17 protein-coding genes are annotated in these 20,267 nt (G+C 46.1%); 12 read left to right on the top strand and 5 right to left on the bottom strand.

Annotated features, from left to right (window positions below):
• The first annotated feature begins 295 nt into the window (after positions 1-295).
• The 8 genes from AAGR14_RS04410 (at position 296) to AAGR14_RS04375 (ending at position 6,947) form a co-directional block, all read left to right on the top strand.
• On the top strand, positions 296-625 hold the full coding sequence (locus tag AAGR14_RS04410) for a helix-turn-helix domain-containing protein (protein ID WP_342647388.1): 330 nt from the start codon (positions 296-298) through the stop codon (positions 623-625).
• Between the two features lie 95 nt (positions 626-720).
• On the top strand, positions 721-942 hold the full coding sequence (locus tag AAGR14_RS04405) for a hypothetical protein (RefSeq protein ID WP_342647387.1): 222 nt from the start codon (positions 721-723) through the stop codon (positions 940-942).
• Positions 943-1,119: 177 nt separating this feature from the next.
• Positions 1,120-1,542, top strand: coding sequence for a plasmid mobilization relaxosome protein MobC (gene mobC / locus AAGR14_RS04400; RefSeq protein WP_342647386.1), 423 nt, complete (start codon positions 1,120-1,122; stop codon positions 1,540-1,542).
• Complete coding sequence (locus tag AAGR14_RS04395; RefSeq protein ID WP_342647385.1) at positions 1,497-2,753, top strand: relaxase/mobilization nuclease domain-containing protein; 1,257 nt, start codon at positions 1,497-1,499, stop codon at positions 2,751-2,753. Before mobC (AAGR14_RS04400) ends, AAGR14_RS04395 begins: the two co-directional genes overlap by 46 nt.
• Before the next feature lie 10 nt (positions 2,754-2,763).
• Complete coding sequence (mobC, locus tag AAGR14_RS04390) at positions 2,764-4,710, top strand: conjugal transfer protein MobC (protein WP_342648729.1); 1,947 nt, start codon at positions 2,764-2,766, stop codon at positions 4,708-4,710.
• A 39-nt stretch (positions 4,711-4,749) separates the two neighbouring features.
• Positions 4,750-5,787: a PDDEXK nuclease domain-containing protein gene (locus tag AAGR14_RS04385; RefSeq protein ID WP_342647384.1), complete on the top strand. Its 1,038-nt coding sequence runs from the start codon at positions 4,750-4,752 to the stop codon at positions 5,785-5,787.
• 257 nt (positions 5,788-6,044) lie between these two features.
• Complete coding sequence (locus tag AAGR14_RS04380; protein WP_342647383.1) at positions 6,045-6,506, top strand: MauE/DoxX family redox-associated membrane protein; 462 nt, start codon at positions 6,045-6,047, stop codon at positions 6,504-6,506.
• 141 nt (positions 6,507-6,647) lie between these two features.
• Positions 6,648-6,947: a DUF6520 family protein gene (locus tag AAGR14_RS04375; RefSeq protein ID WP_143822036.1), complete on the top strand. Its 300-nt coding sequence runs from the start codon at positions 6,648-6,650 to the stop codon at positions 6,945-6,947.
• Between the two features lie 40 nt (positions 6,948-6,987).
• On the opposite strand, the gene AAGR14_RS04370 is transcribed toward AAGR14_RS04375, so the two are convergent.
• Genes AAGR14_RS04370 through AAGR14_RS04360 form a run of 3 tightly spaced genes read right to left on the bottom strand, consistent with a single transcriptional unit; the run spans position 6,988 to position 12,911 of the window.
• Positions 6,988-8,358, bottom strand: coding sequence for a RagB/SusD family nutrient uptake outer membrane protein (locus tag AAGR14_RS04370; RefSeq protein WP_342647382.1), 1,371 nt, complete (start codon positions 8,356-8,358; stop codon positions 6,988-6,990).
• Between the two features lie 10 nt (positions 8,359-8,368).
• On the bottom strand, positions 8,369-11,584 hold the full coding sequence (locus tag AAGR14_RS04365; protein WP_342647381.1) for a SusC/RagA family TonB-linked outer membrane protein: 3,216 nt from the start codon (positions 11,582-11,584) through the stop codon (positions 8,369-8,371).
• A 22-nt stretch (positions 11,585-11,606) separates the two neighbouring features.
• Positions 11,607-12,911 carry a TlpA disulfide reductase family protein gene (locus AAGR14_RS04360; RefSeq protein WP_342647380.1) on the bottom strand — a complete coding sequence of 435 codons (1,305 nt, stop codon included), beginning with the start codon at positions 12,909-12,911 and terminating at the stop codon, positions 11,607-11,609.
• 539 nt (positions 12,912-13,450) lie between these two features.
• Here AAGR14_RS04360 and AAGR14_RS04355 point away from each other — a divergent pair.
• Together AAGR14_RS04355 and AAGR14_RS04350 are read left to right on the top strand one after the other, a co-directional pair.
• On the top strand, positions 13,451-13,972 hold the full coding sequence (locus tag AAGR14_RS04355) for a helix-turn-helix transcriptional regulator (RefSeq protein WP_342647379.1): 522 nt from the start codon (positions 13,451-13,453) through the stop codon (positions 13,970-13,972).
• Between the two features lie 17 nt (positions 13,973-13,989).
• Positions 13,990-17,037 (top strand): lantibiotic dehydratase, encoded by a 3,048-nt coding sequence (locus AAGR14_RS04350; RefSeq protein WP_342647378.1) that lies wholly within the window; start codon positions 13,990-13,992, stop codon positions 17,035-17,037.
• On the opposite strand, the gene AAGR14_RS04345 is transcribed toward AAGR14_RS04350, so the two are convergent.
• Both AAGR14_RS04345 and AAGR14_RS04340 read right to left on the bottom strand, forming a co-directional pair.
• The gene (locus AAGR14_RS04345; RefSeq protein WP_342647377.1) at positions 17,034-17,756 is read right to left on the bottom strand and encodes a LytTR family DNA-binding domain-containing protein; all 723 of its coding nucleotides are present in this window, start codon (positions 17,754-17,756) and stop codon (positions 17,034-17,036) included. The genes AAGR14_RS04350 and AAGR14_RS04345 overlap by 4 nt on opposite strands.
• Positions 17,750-18,781 (bottom strand): histidine kinase, encoded by a 1,032-nt coding sequence (locus tag AAGR14_RS04340; protein WP_342647376.1) that lies wholly within the window; start codon positions 18,779-18,781, stop codon positions 17,750-17,752. The genes AAGR14_RS04345 and AAGR14_RS04340 overlap by 7 nt, the downstream gene beginning before the upstream one ends.
• 158 nt (positions 18,782-18,939) lie before the next feature.
• Here AAGR14_RS04340 and AAGR14_RS04335 point away from each other — a divergent pair, with 158 nt between their 5' ends.
• On the top strand, positions 18,940-19,131 hold the full coding sequence (locus AAGR14_RS04335) for a hypothetical protein (RefSeq protein ID WP_342647375.1): 192 nt from the start codon (positions 18,940-18,942) through the stop codon (positions 19,129-19,131).
• A 16-nt stretch (positions 19,132-19,147) separates the two neighbouring features.
• Entirely contained in the window at positions 19,148-20,266 is a 1,119-nt protein-coding gene (locus AAGR14_RS04330) for a hypothetical protein (RefSeq protein WP_342647374.1), read from the top strand.
• Position 20,267 lies beyond the last annotated feature (1 nt).

The raw sequence follows: 20,267 nt of genomic DNA, 5'->3' as shown, positions 1-20,267 counted from the left end.
TTACCATTGATTGATATTAGTTGTGCAATGAATTTTAAAATAATGCTGCAGGACGCGGCTTTAAACGAAAAAGGCCTCAATAAATGAGGCTTTTCGCGGACCGGACGGGTCTCTTAGCGGAATGAACGGGACTCGAATCTTCAATCCTAAAATATTAAAGAATAAATAAGACTTATCAATAGGAGAGTAAACATATTCTTGAGCATCAATTCGAAAAAAATACCCTACCTCGTACATGAGGTGTGATAAATTTATTTTTCACTTCTTCACCTTTGCTGTTGCTAAATTTTAAGCTATGGCAAATCATAATGAAATCCAACATGACTTTCCTAAAGTAAACCGTGATCAGCTGATCACGGTTCAGGACTTGCTCGACTTTAAGCAACAGCTTATCGTTGATATTAAGAAGCTCCTGAAAGAACAATCCGGCCAGCCGGGCCACCAGTGGCTGAAAGCTTTTGAGATCAAAAAAATGCTCCGGCTATCTGAAAGCAAACTCCAATATCTTCGTGATAAAGGCTTAATCCCATTTAAAAAATTGGGTGGTATCACTTATTACAATTCCGGGGAAATTGAAAAGCTGATGGCCTCCGGTAAGTTGAATGATCAGATGAAGATGGCATGAAACGCAAGGCTAAACGCATTGTTCCCAGGCAGCCGAATGAGGACAGGAAATGCCGCAATAAGACCAGGCAAATTCACGATGGCATGGGGACGACCATGCCACCTGATAAGGACGTTTTACTGATCTACTTTGACCAAAAAGGCGAAGACGAATTAGCTGACGACTTCTTCAACGAGCATGATGCTCGTGGGTGGAAGACACCAACTGGCGGCAAGATTTTTAACTGGAAGGTATGTGCAGTTGAGTGGATCTATAACCATCGACAAGAAGTAAAACGCAGGTTTAGGCAGTCTCCATTTTACAGTGAATCGTTTTAAGTTGGTGACGTTGAACAAATCCAAATCGAAGACTTTGCAAAAGGACGAGATTGCATTTTTGAGCAATCAGCAAGATAAACGTTTGTCGGACAAACGGATCTTGCCCTCCCTTCCGAAGTCAGTTTGGGGGTTATGGTAAATATCCTCCGAAGTCGGATTTTTAATGAGACAGAAGGTATGGAAAATGAGGAAGGAAACCGTGAGCGAAAGATCACCACGAGGTTCAAACCAGGTGAATTCCTGCTAATTGACCGGCGGTTTAAAAAGACACGCTTTCGCAAAATGAGCGAGTACATAAGGAGTGTTCTTTTGGAAAAACCGGTCACCGTGAATTATCGTGACAAGTCCATGGATGAGATGCTGGAAGAGCTCTCCTTGCTGCGCCGTGAACTCAACGCTATTGGCAATAATTTAAACCAGGCTGTACGTCAAATCAACGCCGCGCATGGCTCCGCAGACAATCGTTTGTGGCTGTCATTGATGTCGATTATTGGAAATAAAGTAGACCCGGCTATTGCCCAGATCAATGACCGGATGCAAAGCTTTTCAGAGTTATGGTCGCAAAAATTAAAACCGGACGAAGCATCCTCGGTGCAATAAATTACAACGAGCATAAGGTTCGTTTAGGAAAGGCGGAACTGATCCTGGCGCAGGGTTATTTAAAGGACCCGTCTGACCTGTCGTTCAGTGACAAGTTACACCGGTTGACCGATCTGACCAAGCGAAACCAGCGCACACTGGTCAATGCGCTACACGTTTCGTTGAATTTTGCAGTCGGCGAAAATCTGGATAAGGATACGCTTCAGCAAATAGCTGACGAGTACATGGAGGGTTTAGGGTTTGGCAGACAACCTTACCTCGTCTATCAGCATTACGATGCCGGTCATCCACACCTCCATTTGGTGTCGACCAACATCAAGCCCAATGGTGAACGGATCAGTTTTCACTTATTAGCCAACAGAGCATCCGAGCGATCTCGAAAACAGGTAGAGCTAAATTATGGCCTGGTGAAGGCGGAAGATCAACGACAAGCTGAAAAAATTGCTGGCAAGCTGTCTTTGGAACCGATCGTGTATGGGAAGTCAGAGACCAAACGTGCGATCACCAACGTCATCAGCGGAGTTATAAGAAACTATAAGTTCACCAGCCTGGCAGAATTTAACGCGGTGCTGAACCAATACAACGTACTGGCTGATCGTGGTGCCAAGGACACACGGATCTATGACAAAAATGGTTTGGTCTACTGGGCACTGGATGCGAATGGCAACAAGATCGGCGTACCCATCAAGGCCAGCAGTATTTACGGTAAGCCGACACTTCAAACACTAACGGATAGATTTCGATTGAACGAGATCATGCGTAAGCCATTGAAACCATCGCTTATTACAGCTTTGGATCATAGCCTGCAAAATCACCCGGCCCGGTTGAAATTCGAACATTCGCTTAAAGCGCAGGGAATTGATGCCGTAATCCGTAAAAATCCCAAGGGTATGATCTATGGGTTAACTTTTATTGACCACAATACCGGAGGCGTATTTAAAGGCAGCGACCTGGGTAAAAGATATAGCGCATCAAATTTGGCTGCTATTTTTAGGCTACCTGGTCCGGCAGGCCAAGTCCCTCCACAGGAATCATCAATTATTACCAAGACATATTTGACAAACGAACATGTTTCAGCAGTTGCACCAAGCTTCATTACTGAGCACCGCTTACTAAAAACGCTTTACCAGGAAGAATACACAGATTTTGGCGCGTTAGCGAAGCTTAAACAAAATAAGCGACGAAAAAAACGACGCGGACACTCCCTTTAATTTTATGGCTATGCAAACCGGAGAGAATGAACAAGCACTCAGAAAGATCATTGATTTTACCAGGCTGGTAAGTTTGGTGATTCTCATCATCCACTTTTACCTGTTCTGTTATGCGGGACTCAAAGTCATTCAAATGACAACGCCGTTACTGGACAGGATCTTGGTACCTGTCACAAATCTTGGACTTTTTAAGCATACGCTTTATGCCAAGAGTGCTGCGTTGTTATTATTGATCGTTTCACTGGTGGGCAGCAAAGGTAAAAAGGACGATAAGATCAGGCTTCGGACGGCAGGTACATATATACTACTCGGTTTGTTGCTGTATGGCACCAGTTCGCTTTTGCATTCCGTTGTTATTGATCAAGTATCGTTCACTTTTATTTATGTTGCAGTGACAACCGCGGGTTACCTGTTGATCCTTTCCGGTGGTAGTATGCTGATGCGGAAGTTGCGGCTCAAGCTAGATCAGGACATCTTTAACAAGGACAATGAGTCTTTCCCGCAGGAAGAACGGTTGCTCGAAAATGAATATTCCTTTAATCTTCCTGCTAAGTATCAAATGCGGGGCAAGAACCGCAACAGTTGGATCAATATAATTAACCCCTTCCGTGGTACACTGGTCGCCGGTAGTCCCGGCGCTGGTAAGTCTTATTTTGTCATCCGCCACCTCATTACCCAGCATATCCAAAAGGGTTTTACGATGCTCGTATACGATTTTAAATATGATGATCTGACGCGGATAGTTTATAATGCTTTACTGAAGTATGGTTACTTGTATCCCATTAAGCCCGTCCAATACATCATCAACCTGGATCAGGTGATGCACCGCGCTAATCCCTTAGAACCGCAAACCATGACGGACATTACCGATGCCATCGATTCCAGCCGGACCATTATGCTGGGGCTGAACAGGGAATGGATCAAAAAGCAGGGTGACTTTTTTGTGGAATCACCGATCAATTTTGTTACGGCCATTATCTGGTTCCTGAAAAAGTTCGAAGGTGGCCAATACTGCACCCTGCCGCATGTGATCGAACTGGCACAGATTGATTACAAAGAATTGTTCGCGGTTCTATTGCAGGAACCGGAGGTCGAGGTGCTGATCAACCCATTCATTTCTGCCTGGCGGAATGAAGCTTATGAACAGTTGGAAGGTCAGGTGGCCAGTGCCAAGATCAGTTTGGCACGGTTATCTTCTCCACAACTCTATTATGTGCTCAGTGGCGACGACTTTTCTTTAGACATAAATAATCCGGAAGAACCCAAGATCGTGTGTCTGGCTAACAATCCGCAAAAGGCGCAGGTCAACGGTGCCGTACTTTCTCTTTATGTTAATCGAATCAACAAATTGGTCAACCGTAGAAACCAGCAGAAGTGCAGTATGATCTTCGACGAGTTTCCGACCATTTACTTTAACGGCATCGACAACCTGATTGCTACAGCAAGGTCTAATAAGGTGGCTGTTACCTTAGCGGTTCAGGACTATAGTCAGCTTAAAAAGGATTATGGCCGGGAACAGGCAGAAGTGATCATGAACATTGTAGGTAACGTCATTTGTGGCCAGGTTACCGGTGATACGGCAAAGCAACTGTCCGAACGGATCGGTAAGATCAATCAGCAAAAAGAAAGTATGTCTGTGAATAGTTCTGATACTTCTGTCAGTAAATCAACCCATCTCGATTTCGCCGTGCCTGCATCAACGATCGCCTCTCTTTCCTCCGGCGAGTTTGTAGGTATGGTGGCAGATAACCCTGATGATCCGATCTCACTTAAATCTTTCCACTGCGCTATTCAAAATAATCATCAGGCTATTCAGGAAGAAGAACGCTCCTACCAGGATATACCTTCGGTGAGAAGCGTGACCGCTGAGGAAATTCAGTATCAATACCAGCAGATCAAGCGTGACATCAAAAAGCTGGTGACCACTATAATAACTACTTCTAAGCAATTGGATTAACTTTGCATCAGGTCACAATCTCTTTAAATCATTACAGCTATGTCTATAGTTCCATTAAATTATCAGGTCACCCTTAGGGATCTGAAGCTACGTATCAGCCAGGCGCGTTACCAAAGCTTGCTTGCCGTAAACCGGGAACTTATCGGACTTTACCTGTACATGGGTGAAGTATTGTCAGTCAGGACGCAAAGCGGATGGGGTAACGGCATCATCGATACTTTGTCGAAAGATTTGCAGGCCGAGTATCCGGGTGTGAAGGGCTTTTCTTCCCGTAATCTCAGACGGATGCGTCTGGTTTATGAGCAGACAGCAGGCAATGAGATTTGGACACAGGCTGTGGCCAAAATTCCCTGGGGGCATACCAACCTGATCTTTGCCAAAGTAAAAGAGCCCGAACAACGTGGGTTTTACCTCCAGCAGTGCTTCGAGCGCGGATGGAGCCGGGGTATTTTGGAAGAAGAAATTAAATACGACCGCTACCATAAACAGCTTGATTTTCAGAATAACTTTTCACAAACGATCGACGAGACCCGCTTAAGTATCCACCGGCAGGAATTTCGGGATGAATACAATCTTTCCTTTCTGGGCTTGGATGACCAGCACACTGAGCGTGAACTGGAAAACGCCATTGTTGACAATATCTCAAAGACACTTGGCCAATTAGGTAACGATTTTGCTTTCATGGGTCGTCAGTTTCGCCTGGAGCTGGATGACAAAGAATATTTCATCGACCTATTATTTTATCATCGCAAGCTGAGATGTATGATCGCGTTAGAATTAAAGGCTTCGGAATTTAAGCCGGAACATAGTCAACAACTCAACTGGTATTTGCATCTGCTGGATAAAACCGTTCGCTATCCGGAAGATAATCCCAGTATCGGCATTCTACTCTGCAAAAGTAAAAGTAAGCTGACCGTAGAATATGCATTGGAACTGGTCAACAAGCCTATGGGTGTGGCAACTTACCATTATCGCCAGCTACCGGAAGACATTGCGCGCTACTTACCTACCGAGGATGATTTCAGTCGTATCATTAATGGTGCAGGTATTGCTGCTACCGATGAGGAACAGGATTAATGAATTTGGACACAGCCTGTGTCCAAATTGGCCAGCCTGGCCATGATCAATAAAATCTTTCATCCTGCTGGTGTAGTAAAAAAGTTGCCGGGAACAGATTCGAAAAGTGTTGGTCTGTCTTTGACATATTCCGGTTCATTAGCTGAGGTTTTCGATTTACGATCAATACCTGTCTTTCATGGCATTGTATAGACACTACCGTTTTACTACTGTTTTGCTATAGATAACCATCGTTCTTTTGTGTCGAGCATTATCCTATGAGAATCGATACAATACCTGCTTCACGAAACCATGAATGGCTGATGACGGCGATCAGTGCCTTATTGATCGTACTTTATACTTATACAGCGTTCAGTAAGCTGCTTGCCTTCGATATATTCAATCAGCAGATGTACAATCAAACCCTTCCAAAATGGGCAGCTGGGATCATCATTTGGACACTGCCGGGCGTTGAACTCGTAACAGCATTCCTGATCTTCAAAAATCGCAGCCGGCTATATGGGTACATTGCATCATCCATACTCATGACATTGTTCACCGGCTATGTAGCCTTGGTACTGGCTGGTTACTTTGGCTGGATGCCTTGCTCATGTGGGGGCGTGATCCAATCGATGGACTGGAAAACGCACCTGCTGTTCAACATTTTTTTCTTGCTGTTAAGTTGGACCGGTATATACATCATTAACAGGGAAAGGAGATTGCTTGGCAGGAAGGATTAAACCAAATAGCGCTCTTGGATCAATATAGCCAGGTTCGCACAGGAGGTGCCGAAAACCCGACAAAAGAGTAGGCAAAAATCAAAGATCATTTTAATTAAAGTTTTTCTGAACGCTTTTTGATGTAATAAAGCGTTCGTCACCATGAGAAAGATCAAGTCAAATCTTACCCTGTTCGCCATGTTATTAGGAATCAGTGCAGCTTTCGCCTTTAAGACACCGGAGCCTAAAAAGTTCGCCAGCGTATGGCGCCGGATCGCCACTTCATCCACCCGCGAGACCAGTAATTCGTGGATGCAGGGAAGCGGTAGCGGCAACTGCGTGTCTGCCACCAAGATCTGTACCGCCTCCTTCGCCGATGGTTATGACCCTAACCAGCACACGTTGCAGGAAAATACTGACAATGCGGAAGGCACGGTCAACCTGGGCTACAAAGCTAACTAATACAACAAGAAAGCCGTATGATCCTCATACGGCTTTCTTGTTAGCGGTCATTCTGTTCTATTCCGCTTCGGGTTATCTCATCCATAGGGATAGGAAACGTGTAGCGCTTATCTTCGGGTGCCAGCGTTAAGGTCTTCCCTTCATAATTCCTGGTCAGCGTGGTCGCGAATCTAGGGTCCTGATTTAATCGACGAAGGTCGGTCCAGCGCAGGCCTCTGCCGACAAGTTCTTTCCGTCGTTCAGTCAATATGATCCCCAACAATTTTTCTGCTTCGCTGATAGTGACCGGTCGATACGTACCGGCTTTCCATCTTTTAACCAGTAGTGCGTTCAGGTCATTAAGCGCTTGCACCATGTTGCCTAACCTTGCCGAACATTCGGAACGAATAAGATAAAGTTCGTCTGTCGCAGGGCCACCAAAAAGCGTGGCATAGGTACCGGAATAACTACCAATATAATTAAAGCCACCATTACCCTGGTCCGCGAAATAACAGGTTTTGCGAAGGTCATCGTCTGCATAACTCTGATACAATTGAGGGTCGATCAGCACCAATGGTTCCAGAAAGAAAGAATAGCCGACCAGATTATTGTAGCATAACACCTCTTCGTTGCCAAAAGGCAGGATCATGGGGAATGGGCTATCGGATCCTGTAGGTGTTAGCGTATTATAATCGATCAAGGTACCATTTTGGTGCAAGGCCTGATCGGCGTAATTAAATGCTTCTGCGTAACGGCCCATGGTGATCGACACTCTCGCCAGCATGCCCAATGCGGCAATATTGGTGGGCCTGATCTTTACGTGCACATTTGCAGGTAACAGTCGAGCCGCCTCTTGCAGGTCAGCTAAGATACGGTCATAAGATTGCTGCAAAGTACCTCTGCTCAAGATCTGGTTAACATCAGGATCGGTACGGATCGGGATGCCAGACAAAATTGTGGCTGTCGCAGCATTGTAAGGTACAGCGAACATTTGAGCAAGGCTGTAAAATGCTTCTGCACGATAATAAAGTGCAGTTCCTTTGATCGCATTGTATTGCGACGCATTGACCTTTTCATCCAGTTTTTGCAAGCCGGAAAGTACGACATTGCTGACAAAGACCTCCTGGTAAAGAAAGTTCCAGTCATTTACTGAATTGCCTTCGTAGATATCCTGAGACCATAGATAGCTATTCCTTTCGATCACATCCAGCGATCGTAACGTTGGTTCGTCCGCTTGGAAATTATCAGCAGCGATCTCGTTCAGGCCGGTGACCGTATTAAGGTTGGCGTCAAAGCTGGCGTCGAGTAGTTTTTGGAAATCATCAAGAGTTTCCGGCACTAATAATGCTTTATTCGGCCGTTTCTCCAGGTATTCTTTAGTGCAACCAGTGGACAGTAGCAGTAATATGATTATAAGGTATATATTTTTCATGATCTGAGATTTAAAGGTCAGCTTTGAGTCCCAAGGCAATGGTCTTAGGTAACGGTAGCGTATCGCCGTTCACGGCATCAGGGTCTAGGTCACCTTTCATCGCTTTCCACAGGATACCGAGATTATTAGCATAGCCGTAAATGCGCAAAGTTTTGAAAGGAAGTTTTCGCCAATGCTTCCGTGTCAGTTCATAAGATGCGGTAATATCCTGTAAACGGATATGGTCTCCCTTCGCTACAAGTGCTGAAGAATAGGTATAAAAATTATCGCGGTTAGTATTGATCACTGAAGGCATCGACGGGATTTGCGTTCGTTGTTCATCGCCGGGTCGTTGCCAGCGATCACTATAGTCTCCATGCCCGCCAAGTCCTGACAGCACCGTAGCATATTGAATGGAAGACAGGCGCACGAAATAGCCCAATCGATAAGTGATATTGGCTGAGACGGAAAAATTACCCAAGGAAAAGGTGTTACGCAATGCACCGTAAGTTACCGGGCGAGCCGAGCCATGGTAAGTGATATTGTCCTTCGTTGAGGCTGCAATGATTCCACCATAGTCTTTACTTACGACGCCGTTCAGATATCCCTGTGGGTCTCCGGTCGCCGGATCAAGACCGGCCCATGGATAACTGTAAACACCGTAAAGGGGCTTGCCTTCGGTCGGCATCGTACTGTAGAGGCCTGAAAGATAATCACGCGAGGTGTTCGTCGATCCAAGCAGGTATTTACTGACGATATCTTTGGACCAAGTGAACAGGTAAGTGGTATGCCATTTGAAAGCACCATTTAGATTCTTAGCCGTTAGCGTAAGATCGACACCTTTCCCCTGCGTATTCGCCGTATTTCCTTTGAACTGGGCCACACCGGTCTGCGGTGCCAGCGGTGCATTGCCGATCAGGTCCTTACCCGCTTTGGTGTAGTACTCGACCATACCGGTTATCCTGGCGTTCAGTGCTTCGAAATCAAGACCTAAGTTGGCGATATTCACTCTTTCCCAACGCAGTTCCGGATTGGGTGGATTAGCGATCACTGCATAAGGCAAATTGAGGTACGAATTGCTTGCATTGTAATAGAATGCCGTCGTGTAAGCCGAAAGTGTGCGGTCGACATTCCCGTTGCTGCCATAGGTAAAACGCAGGCGAAGCGATGGCAACCAGTTCACTTTATAGAACGGTTCATCACTGATATTCCAGCTCAGTCCTGCCGAATAAAGCGGGGTGCCTTTTTGATTGGCCGACACGCCGAACAGATTACTCTGATCGAGCCGAATACTGCCCGTCAGAATATAGCGTTGCTGGTAGGTATACGAACCGTTGGCATAATAGGAAACAAAGCGGTCGGTCAGATCGGTCAACGCATCGTTGTTCTGTATCTTGTTACTTCTGGATGCCGGATTGACGAATGAAGTGAACGTACTGATGTAGTCGACAGGCTGGCTGCTGGCATGCTCATTATCATAGCCGTAATAACGGTAACTGCTCCCGGCGGCGTGAATATCACGTACCTCAGCCCCGGCAAGCAGGTTGAGCTGATGCGCAGATGTCCAGTTCCGATAGTAATCCGTTTGAAAGCGGAGGTTATGGCTGTTGGTAGTACTGTGCCTGATGTCTAGGATCCCCCCTAAGGGAACGGGCCGGGTGATACTGCCGTCACTGTTCAGGATCGAAAGCCTGTTGATCTGATCGCGGGTATACCAGCTGGCTACAGATTGTAGATTCCGATAATTCGAGTTAAGTTGATCGAACTGATATAGTAGTTGAGCACTCAAGCCTGTCGCTAAATTGTATTTCAGATTGATATTCGTTCGGATGTTCTGAAGACCCGTACGCTGATCTGCTACGGAGAGTTCTTCTAATGGTTTGTATTGCCAGTCCAGTAAACCGTTCGCATTTGCGGATCGCAGGAAGGCATCACGGTAAGTATGTGTGACCGCTAATCCGTTGCCTTGTTCATCGGCCAGGCTTGCATACGGGTAAAGTAATTTTCCGGTAGCATAATTCAATGCGGAAAGAGCAAGGCCGTTTTGAGGAGTGTTGCTGTAGGAAATGAATAGACTGGAATTGATCGTCAGTTTTTTATTGGCCAATAAGTAACTGTGATTAGCATCCAGGGTCATCCGTTCATATCCGTTGCCAACGGTGCTGTTACGGTTATGATCGTAGCCGGCAGACAAATAAAACTTCTGTCCGGCGGATCCACCGTTGATACTTAAGCTGTATTGTTGGTTGATGGATGGCTGATACAGGTATCGTTCGTAGTTTTTCCGGACATCTTTTGACCTTAACGCCTCTATGGCTGCATCCGTTTGAACGGCGCTCATCTTTCCATCACGCTTAGCGATCAGTAGTTCTACAACTGGGGTCAATGCGATCTTATTGGCATTGCGTTCCTGATTATTGTAATATCCTTTGGAAAACAGCGTTTTTTCAGTTTCTATGAAATCTGACACACTCATCACCGGCGAATAAAAGGCATCCGGTCTTTGGCCAACGGTCACGTTGCTGTTGAATGAGACATTGGTCGCCTGGTTATACCGGCCTTTTTTGGTCGTGATCACAATGACGCCGTTGCCCGCCCTGGCCCCCCATATGGAGGCGGCGGCAGCATCTTTGAGTATCGTGACACCTTCTACATCATTCGGATTGATATTGTTGATATCTCCGTCATATGGATAATTGTCTAATATGATCAGCGGAGATGTTTGCGCAAAAAGAGTGCTTTGTCCCCTGATGGAAATGGCCGTCTGCTCCGATACCTTATTGCCTACTTTGTTAAAGGTCAGGCCCGGCACCACATCTGCCAAGCGATCGATCACGCTGGTACTGACGCTACGGTTGAGTAATGGCTGGTCTACCTGTACGAATGAGCCGGTCGCACGCTCTTTGGGCAATTCCTGGTAGCCGGTTGAAATGACGACTTCCTTTAGTTGTGCCGGGTCAGGTTGCAGGAGAAAGATCAGGTTGTGGTCTTGACCGGAACCTACGATATATTCCAAGGGTTTGAACCCGAGATATCTGATCAGGAGCCTGCTTGACAATGGCGCATTGATCATGAATGCACCAGCATTATTGGTCACCGTACCCGCGCCGGTTGGCAGGACCTTGATCGTTGCACCGGTAAGTACGGTGCTGTCAGGACCGCCGAGCACTTTACCGTTGATGATATGCTGTGCCTGAAGGGCTATGCTCCAGGAAACGAAAATGATAGAAAATAGTATATATTTCATGTGAGTAAGGTTGATCAAGTAGTTAGCGATCTTCAACGATCAATAAAGGGACGGTTCGTGTACCTGCGATCAGCTGAAGTCCATAGCTCCGAAGTTCCTGGTTCAATACTTTGGTATCTTTGAAGCCGTTGCTGATCTTCAGGTCTATCCGGTCTTTTATTCCGGATCTGTCAAGTATGGGCAGTGTGGTCAACCGTTGAACATTGACCTGATCGACCCATTGTTTGAGATAGGCATTGTTGAGATCTGCACCGAAAGCGTCCACAGAAACGCGATATTCACCGCCCTTTGAGCGGGACATAACGCCGGGGTCGATCTGCTGTAGGATAAGACAGGCTTCCGTCTTGCTTTGCATGGAAGGTGCATAGGCAGGGAATAATTTTTCCATTTCCTTTCTCATGATGGCGAAAGCATCTTTTTTAAGCGCCGCCGGGACGATGAGTTCGTAGCAATAGCCGTTACCCGACTGTAACCATTGGTCATAGGCCATGCCTATCGCATTGGAGGTGAGTTTTTGAGGGTCACGAACTTTTAGTTTGATACTATCCAGGTTGAATAGATAGTCCTTGCCTTGATCGGCGTAAGCTGTGGCCAGCAGTTGAAGCACGTTTAAATTCTTGCACAATATTTTGTAGCCGCCGTTCGGTTCTTTCTGTATCACGCGTTGCAGCGGCAAGCCGCTATTATATCCCGTCATTACAGAATGGTAGATCAATCCCTGTCCATCGCCGCCGTTACCATTCACGAGCAATGGCTTATCATTTTGATAGGCGATCGCGGGCTGGTCTTCTTTCTTCTGTACATCCAGCTGATTGGTTTCCAGAAAGGTCTGGATATGCGATGCTGTGATCTCATTGAATTCCGTGATCGCCCTGACGGTGGAAGAGCCATCGATCCAGACATAATGCGGAAGGGTGCGGTGCGGGAACATTTCATCCAGTTGGCTGTCAGCAACGACCTGTACAGGCTTCAGGGCGGATGATCGCTGGCGGTTGAACTTCTGGTAAAAGTTTTGAACGGTTTCTTTGCTTTGTGTGGTCACCGGTAGAAAGGATAACTTTCCCGCGAATTGCTTTTGTAAGCTATCCATTCTAGGGATCATGGCTACACATGGGGAACACCAGGTAGCCCAAAAGTCGATGATCAATAACTGACCGCGATAATCAGAAAGTCGTAATGTTGATCCTTTGGCGTTGAGGACATTTTTGATCGTGATATCTGGTATGCGGTCACCTATCTTATAAGTAGGCGCTTTTGATTGTTGAGCTGAGGACTCAAAATTTAGGCAAAGCGCGGCCATGGCTATAATCAATATAGTTTTTTTCATGTGTGAGTAGCGTTGAGTGAGAATTTGATCAGTTAAAAACGGCAACTCAGCGGTGAACTATTAACTGATTAGAGTTGCCGTTCTAGTGAGGTCACTCGGGTGCCTTAAAAAGATTACGATAGAAGAATTTGGAACAGAGAAAGGGAAAATAATAAGCATGAACGATCTCTAACCATCGCTGGCGATCAACAAGTACTGGAAGATGGAAATCAACTGGTTTCATGCTCGTATGAAATACGAGTCTTGGGTGGTTTGCTAGATTAATAAATGTGAGGGCGGCAAACCATGGTCGCAATAAAGTTTCTGACGCCTTACATGACATGGAATTACAGCAGCCCCCACATCTATCTCGACATACAAATATATGTATATCTACACATAGACATGGGTATCAACTGCTGTCTCACGTCACGGCGTCAGAATATGCGACCGCAAGACTCTTATTAATACCTTGTTACAAAATCAAATATAATAAAAATTATCTCATTAGTATATTTTTCGTAGTCAAATAGAAATGATATGCATTTTTCTATTTGTCCATGAAAGAAGTTTCAAGGACAATTATAGGAAGGAATGTAAAAGCTATTAGATTATCGTTGGGTTTTTCTTTGCTGAAATTCTCATTGGCAACCGGGATATCGAAAGCAAGTTTAGTGAATGTCGAAAGTGGGAAAAATGGATACAACCTAAATCTATTAGATAACATCCTCAAATTCACAAACTTCACATTGACCAAATTAGCTAATGAAACATTTAAGCCTAACAAAAATTTAAGAGAAGAACTCCTTGAAAAGCATAAATTCAATAAAGACGTTCAGTCATATTTTTTCGACCAAGCTCCAGAGATCGTATATGCTATCAAGCATAAGCTTTTGTCAAGTGATTTTTTTCAGTCTCCGAGAGAGATAAGAGAAGTCAGAGCCTATTTCGAATCTCTCGGTTGGCATTACAAAGGCACTTCAATCTCAAATGCATTAAAGCGTCTTAATACGCAAGTACTTATTACCGCGCACCCTGTCAAGAAAAACACCTTCCTCTATAAGTCAAAACAAATCATGTAAAAGAAACAAAGTAGACGATGTATCAATACAATGTTTATCCAAAAATATTCATCAGAACCCCAACTCATGATTACAAAGGGTATAAACTGTCAACGGATATATCTCGGAAGCACGATTCTCATTTGCTAGTAGCATTCGCATTGGCAAATCCAATATTTTTTACTTTACGAAGTGACCAGCCAATCGATACAACATCTCCAAAAGAATTACTGAGTTATAATAAATATATCAATAGGTTAACCTTTAGGCCAACACCGTTTGGCGCTTTCGCATCCTTCTCAGTGGGTTCATGGGGTAAAGATAAGTCGATCGAATTAGTAAGCTTAGAACAAGCGCAACTGCATCTGAATTTAGACCAGCAGGTCGCTTTACAACTGGGCGCGAAGTTGCTGCAGGAGCGATCAGTTGACGACCAGCGATTCAGTGTAAATCCGACCTTGTACAAGATGGGCAAGGAATACCGTTTTTTGACAACCAGACAGGTTTCCGGAAGTAGTAAGTTACTCTTTGAGCTGGACTCGTTTCAAGTAGATAAGCTGGTCGATCGGGTTATTGAACTTTGTGTTCAAATCAGTCCTGAAGGTTCCGCGATCATCAAGCTGATCACCGACACAATTCAGTGTGATCTGGCTATGGCACAAGAGTATTTGAGCTTCTTGACCGATGCACAGATCTTGGTCAACTTAGAGCGGCCCTACCTGGTCGGTCCGGATCATCTGACCTCACTACTTGATAACAATACACTTGCCCGGTCGCCTTTGAGGTCCAATTTGAAGGATCTAATAGAAAGAATGAAGGATCTGACCATTGTTGATTTTAATCGCTTGCAGGATCTGAATCAGGAACTTCAAAAATTACTGAATAGCGATATCTCCTATAAAAATTATTTTTATGCAGGTTTGGAGCGGCGGGTGATCAGCGGCAGCCTTGATCACCAATACCAGGACCAGATCAAAGCTTCCCTGGAAGCGCTTCGCGTATTAAGTCTCCCTTCAAGCCCGGAAAGACTGAACGATTTTATTCGGCAGTTCGAGGCCCGTTATGAGCGCCGCAAGGTGCCGTTACTGATCGCCCTTGACCCGGAGTCCGGGATCAATTATACCGCTTCGGGTGTACAACTGATCGGTGATGAACTGCTCAATGAGATCGTTTTTGAACGTTCTGCAACTGGCCCGGTCACCCTCCAATGGACGGCGGCACACCGGCTGTTGCTTCGAAAGTGGAATGCTTTGAAGGACGGTGATCGTATCATCTGCATCACACCCGATGATATCGCGGAACTGAATGAAGGACTCAGTGACACACTCCCTACGCCCGCCTCAATATCGGTGATGTTCAGGGTCTTAGATGACCATCTCTATATCGAAAGTGCCGGCGGCATTTCTGCCACCGCACTGATCGGACGCTTTACCCTATGGAGCCCGGAGGTGCATCAGATCGCTCAGGAAACAGCTGCCCTGGAGCAGAAGTCGAACCCTGAGATGATCTTTGCGGAGTTAGGACAATTGTCCGATACGCATGCTGATAATATCAACCGTCGCTTGCCGGTCTATCCGTACGAGATACTTATCAATGCTCCTTCGGTTCTGCCGCAGGAAAATCAACTGCCGCTTTCTGACCTGTTGCTTTCGGTCGTGAATGGCCGCTTGGTGCTGGAATCCAGACGCCTGGGCCGGCAGATCATACCGAGATTATCTTCGGCTTACAACTATAACCGCAATGAGTTCGCACCGTTTCAATTGCTCTGCGACCTACAGTATCAGGGCCTTCACAGTAACTTTGATCTGGACATGGCGCGATACTTTCCGGGGATGGGTCATTATCCACGGGTAATATTCGGCGATACGATATTATATCGGGCCACCTGGTCACTATCCGCTGATGATATCCGGCAACTCACCACCGGCCCAAAAGATGCGACATTGTTATTGTTCGATCGTTATCGGCAGGAATGGCATTGGCCAGCCGTGATCTCGTTAAAGCGGCATGACCAGTATCTGGTCTTTCATCTCGACCGAAGCGAGGACGTCTTATTCTTACGAGACTGTTTGAAAGGTTCCACGTCGGCGGTCATACAAGAGTTCTTTCTGCCGGTAAAACCGGTCGTAAGTGCAGATGGTAAAGGTCTGGTGGATCAGTTCGTCGCTTTTTTATACCGTTCCGATCAAATTTATCATACAGTTCGAACGCCTTCGGAAGCCAGCAGACAGCTTGTCGTTCGCAACTATTTGCTGGGCAGTAAGTGGTTGTATCTGAAGCTTTATTGTCAGCCGTCCTTAGCTAATGATCTGCTCGCCCAAAAGATATCCCCTCTATTGAAGAAGGTCAATGCGGATCGACCGACCAACTGGTTCTTTGTACGATACCGGGATAGCCAGTATCATATCCGTCTCCGCATTAAAGTTGACGAAGGTAACCTGGGTCGGGTATTGACCCTCTTCCAAAAAGCTCTTGCCGGAGACGTAGGACAACACCTGATACGCGAATACCAGGCAGATACCTATAGACGGGAACTGGAGCGGTATGGTGCCGATATGATAAATGAGGTCGAAGTTTTTTCCGGCTTGAGCAGTGCGCTGATCTTAAAGTACATTTACCAGTTGCAACAAAAACGCACGGAGGTCAGTTATCACAGCTTAGCTTTCTCCAGCGTGGAAAACTTGCTTGAAATATTTCTCCCCGACCTGAAAGATAGGGTCGGCTTTTGTGAACAGATGTCGTTGACCTTTCAGTCGGAGTTTTCCGGCCAGAGATCACTTCGTATAGACCTGGACCGTAAATACCGGGACCTGAGAACGGACATAACGCAGGTCTTGTCGTCGCCTGATCACTACGCGAAACTTGGATTGCTTCAAGAACAACAAAAGCTGACAAATGGTGCACGTCGGTTCAGCAAAAAGATCAGGCGCTTTGGACACGAACGTCGGATAGGCCTGATCGCTGATCTAATACATATGCACCTGAACCGTTTATTTGTAGATGACCAGCGGCGTCAGGAATTGGTGGTCTACCATTGCTTGTACAAACATTCGCTTTCCAGGTTAGCAAGGGGCCGTTCCGCTTAGTACTTACGTCTGGAGATGAGCAGATCGCCTTTGATCTTCTTCAGATAAGCATCTTTATAGTATCGGCCGATGTTCAGGGAATGATCATTGATCAAAATCACACGGCCTGGTTCTACAGCCTTGACGAATTCGTTATTTACGATAAAAGACTGATGGATCCTGGCAAATTGTGTTGAGGGTAAGTATTCCTCGATCTCATTGATCGTCAGGTAAGGCATCATGTTCCCCGTGGTCAGGTGTATCTTGATGTAGTTCTGGGCACCTTCCACATAGATGATATCCTTGATCGCGACCTTGACCATCTTTCCCCGGACATCTGACTTTACAAAAAAGAACTCTCGCTGCTGCGAGGTGATCTTTTTTTCTTGATCCCGTTGGATCCGGCTTATTGATTGCCGGAAACGCGCATAGCTGATCGGTTTCGGCAAGAAATCGAATGCCTCTTTCTCGAACGCCTCCACGGCGAATTCACGGAAGGAAGTAGTAAAGATCACCGTGGTGTAAGGCTTTACCAAACCGGCCACTTCCATCCCCGAAAGTTCAGGCATCTCGACGTCCAGGAAGGTCACGTCCGGCGGGTGCACGCCGGTAATGTCGTTCAGCGCGGTCAGCGGATTAGTCGCATACCCTGCCAGTTCCAGCCCCGGCGTTTGCGCAATGTAACTGATCAATATTTCAACAGAGTGGTATTCATCATCAATGATATAGCATCTTAGCATAAGTGTACGGTCAAGTGTAATTCATAAGTATCTTCTCGGTTATTTATGGTTAGTTGGTATTGGTCGGGATAATAATGATCAAGCCGCTTGATGACATTGTCAATGCCCAGCGAGCGCAGGCGCTTGACCGCACTTTGCTGACGTTTGATATTCCAGGTCCGGAAATGCAGCGTATGATCAGCGTCTATAGAAAGGTGGATCGTGGCGGGATGTTGCTGGTCTTTCAGGTAAGCATGCTTGAATACGTTCTCGGTCAGCGTAAGCAGGATGAGCGGGATCAGGCGGTTACGGCGAAGATCACCATCGGTGGTGAACCGCAGGTTCAACGTATGGTCATACCGTACCTGGTTGAGTTCGATAAAATTGACGATCTGTTCTGCTTCATGGCTGACCAGGATCTTACCGTCCTTATCCTGATCTTCCAGTGCAAAGCGAAGTATCTCCGCCAGGAGTACGATACACTCCGACGCCTCTCTGGCGGTCTTGTAATAAGTGTTATGTATGAAGTTCAAGGTGTTGAAAAGGAAGTGCGGGTTGATCTGTAATCGTAAATGTGCGTTCTGTGCTTCGATGAGATCGCGTTCGAGTTCTGCTTTGTCTTTGAGCACTTTGAGTTTTTCCGTCTCGCTGATATGAGCGATCCGGATAAATCGGATCATCCTGCGGATCGCCCAATACAATGTGGCTATTCCCGAGATATAAATTCCCCTGAAAGTATTATAGACCAGAAAACGCTTGATGGCCAGGTAAGAACTCCGGTCAGTGATGGATGGTTCCGAAAGCCAGCGGTCGAGTTGATTCTTGATCAGCAGGTAGATCAGAAGTTCCGCCAGGATCAGCATAGGTAACCACAGATAAGGCCTCCTGCTTGCTATGCCCGTTGGCATGATCAATAGCGCATGGACATAGAATAAAGTGATATTCAAAGCATAGTAAACGACCAGCTCTTTCAATGCCAGTTGCGTTTGGGTAGACAAACTGATGAAACCTACTTCATAAGCGATAAAGAGCAACCAGCCTCCCATGTGTATGAACAACAGAGAGGACCTATCCTGATCCGATTTAGGTAAGTTGAACATCATAAGCGGTTGTGTTTACCGGTGATCCCGTCGTTCATGTAACAGATTCTCTGTACCTTCTTTGTACTGGTAATTTAAGCTAAAAGTTAGCTAAATATTAAATTATGAACAAGTTATCAGCGAAATTCTTAAAAAAGAGAACACAACGTATCTACCGCTACGGACATGCGGCAGGCCATGGTCAGGCGGCATCTGCTTTTGAGACCGATCCGACCAATACGACGATCACCGTGCTGACCACCGTCAGCGGCAGCACTCATTTCCATTCCCCGGGATCACCTCAAAAGAACAGGTAGAATAGCAGCTACGATCATGATCATTAACGATGAACTTAAAACGTTGCGCTTGTTAATAGCGGAGTCTCCCGTAGGCCCGGATCTTTTGAGAAAGATCTCTGAAGAGGTGGAACGGATCAAAAGGGTCTGGCTTTCCCGCCTGGGTGACCAGGCGAAAGACCATATCATCAAGCGCTACACCTCTTATCAGCAGCGTTTGCTCCTGGAACTTTCAGACGGTCTCTACCGAACCGTGGATACGGCCAACCTACAGGAACATGAATATGAGCTTGCTGTGCTGGATGTATTGTTAGCGTTAGGGCATTTTCAGATTCATCATTTTTCCCGATATATGGATGAGCAGGGAAAGATCCCGGATGCCATGACCGCTAAGATCCGCGCTAAACTCTCGGATGATGCCGACCGGATGAGCGCGGCCTTGCAGCAGGTCGAACTGGAACCGGGACTGAAGACGCTCTTGCTTGACTTCCTCGGGACGTTGATCAGTTCTACGCTTTCCAAAAAAATGATCTATGGACATGTGGAATACCTGTATCAATGGTTCGAGATGATGGAGGTCACGATCGGCTTCAACGACGACCGGGATCTGACCTACAGTATTATCGAAGCTTTGTTCCAGCTGAATTTCAATTACGGCGTTTTCTGTTACTGGTATGAACAGCGCATCGTTCAAAACACCGTGCAGGCAGATAAGGCCGGAAGACATGCGGCGTTGCAGCAGCAATCATTGATCATTCATTCATTGCCGGTACGCAGGGATATGCGCTACGATCCTTCACTGGCCTCAGTAGATGAGCTGATCGGCAACTGGCTGGAACAGTTCAAGCGTACGGATACCATCTCAAAGAACGATGATGAGCCGGACCGGTATATCAAGACCGAACTTAAGCTTACCGTAGCGCAACTGGCGCTATTACTTCGGTTACTCTACGAGGAAGATGTTTTTGCCGTCAAGAATATCGCATCCCTCCTGAAGTTCTTTACCCGGCATTTCCGCAGCAAGTACCAGGAAAGGATCTCGTACGGTAGTATGAATAAATTGTATTATGCAACTGACCAGTTCACGGCTGCGGCCATCAAAGATCTGCTGCAGCGAATGATCGACCGGCTCAATAAGATGTTTTTCCCAAACTAGG

It is taken from the genome of Mucilaginibacter sp. CSA2-8R (genome assembly GCF_038806765.1).
Classification (GTDB): Bacteria; Bacteroidota; Bacteroidia; order Sphingobacteriales; family Sphingobacteriaceae; genus Mucilaginibacter.
This window is presented reverse-complemented; position numbering and strand designations above follow the sequence as displayed.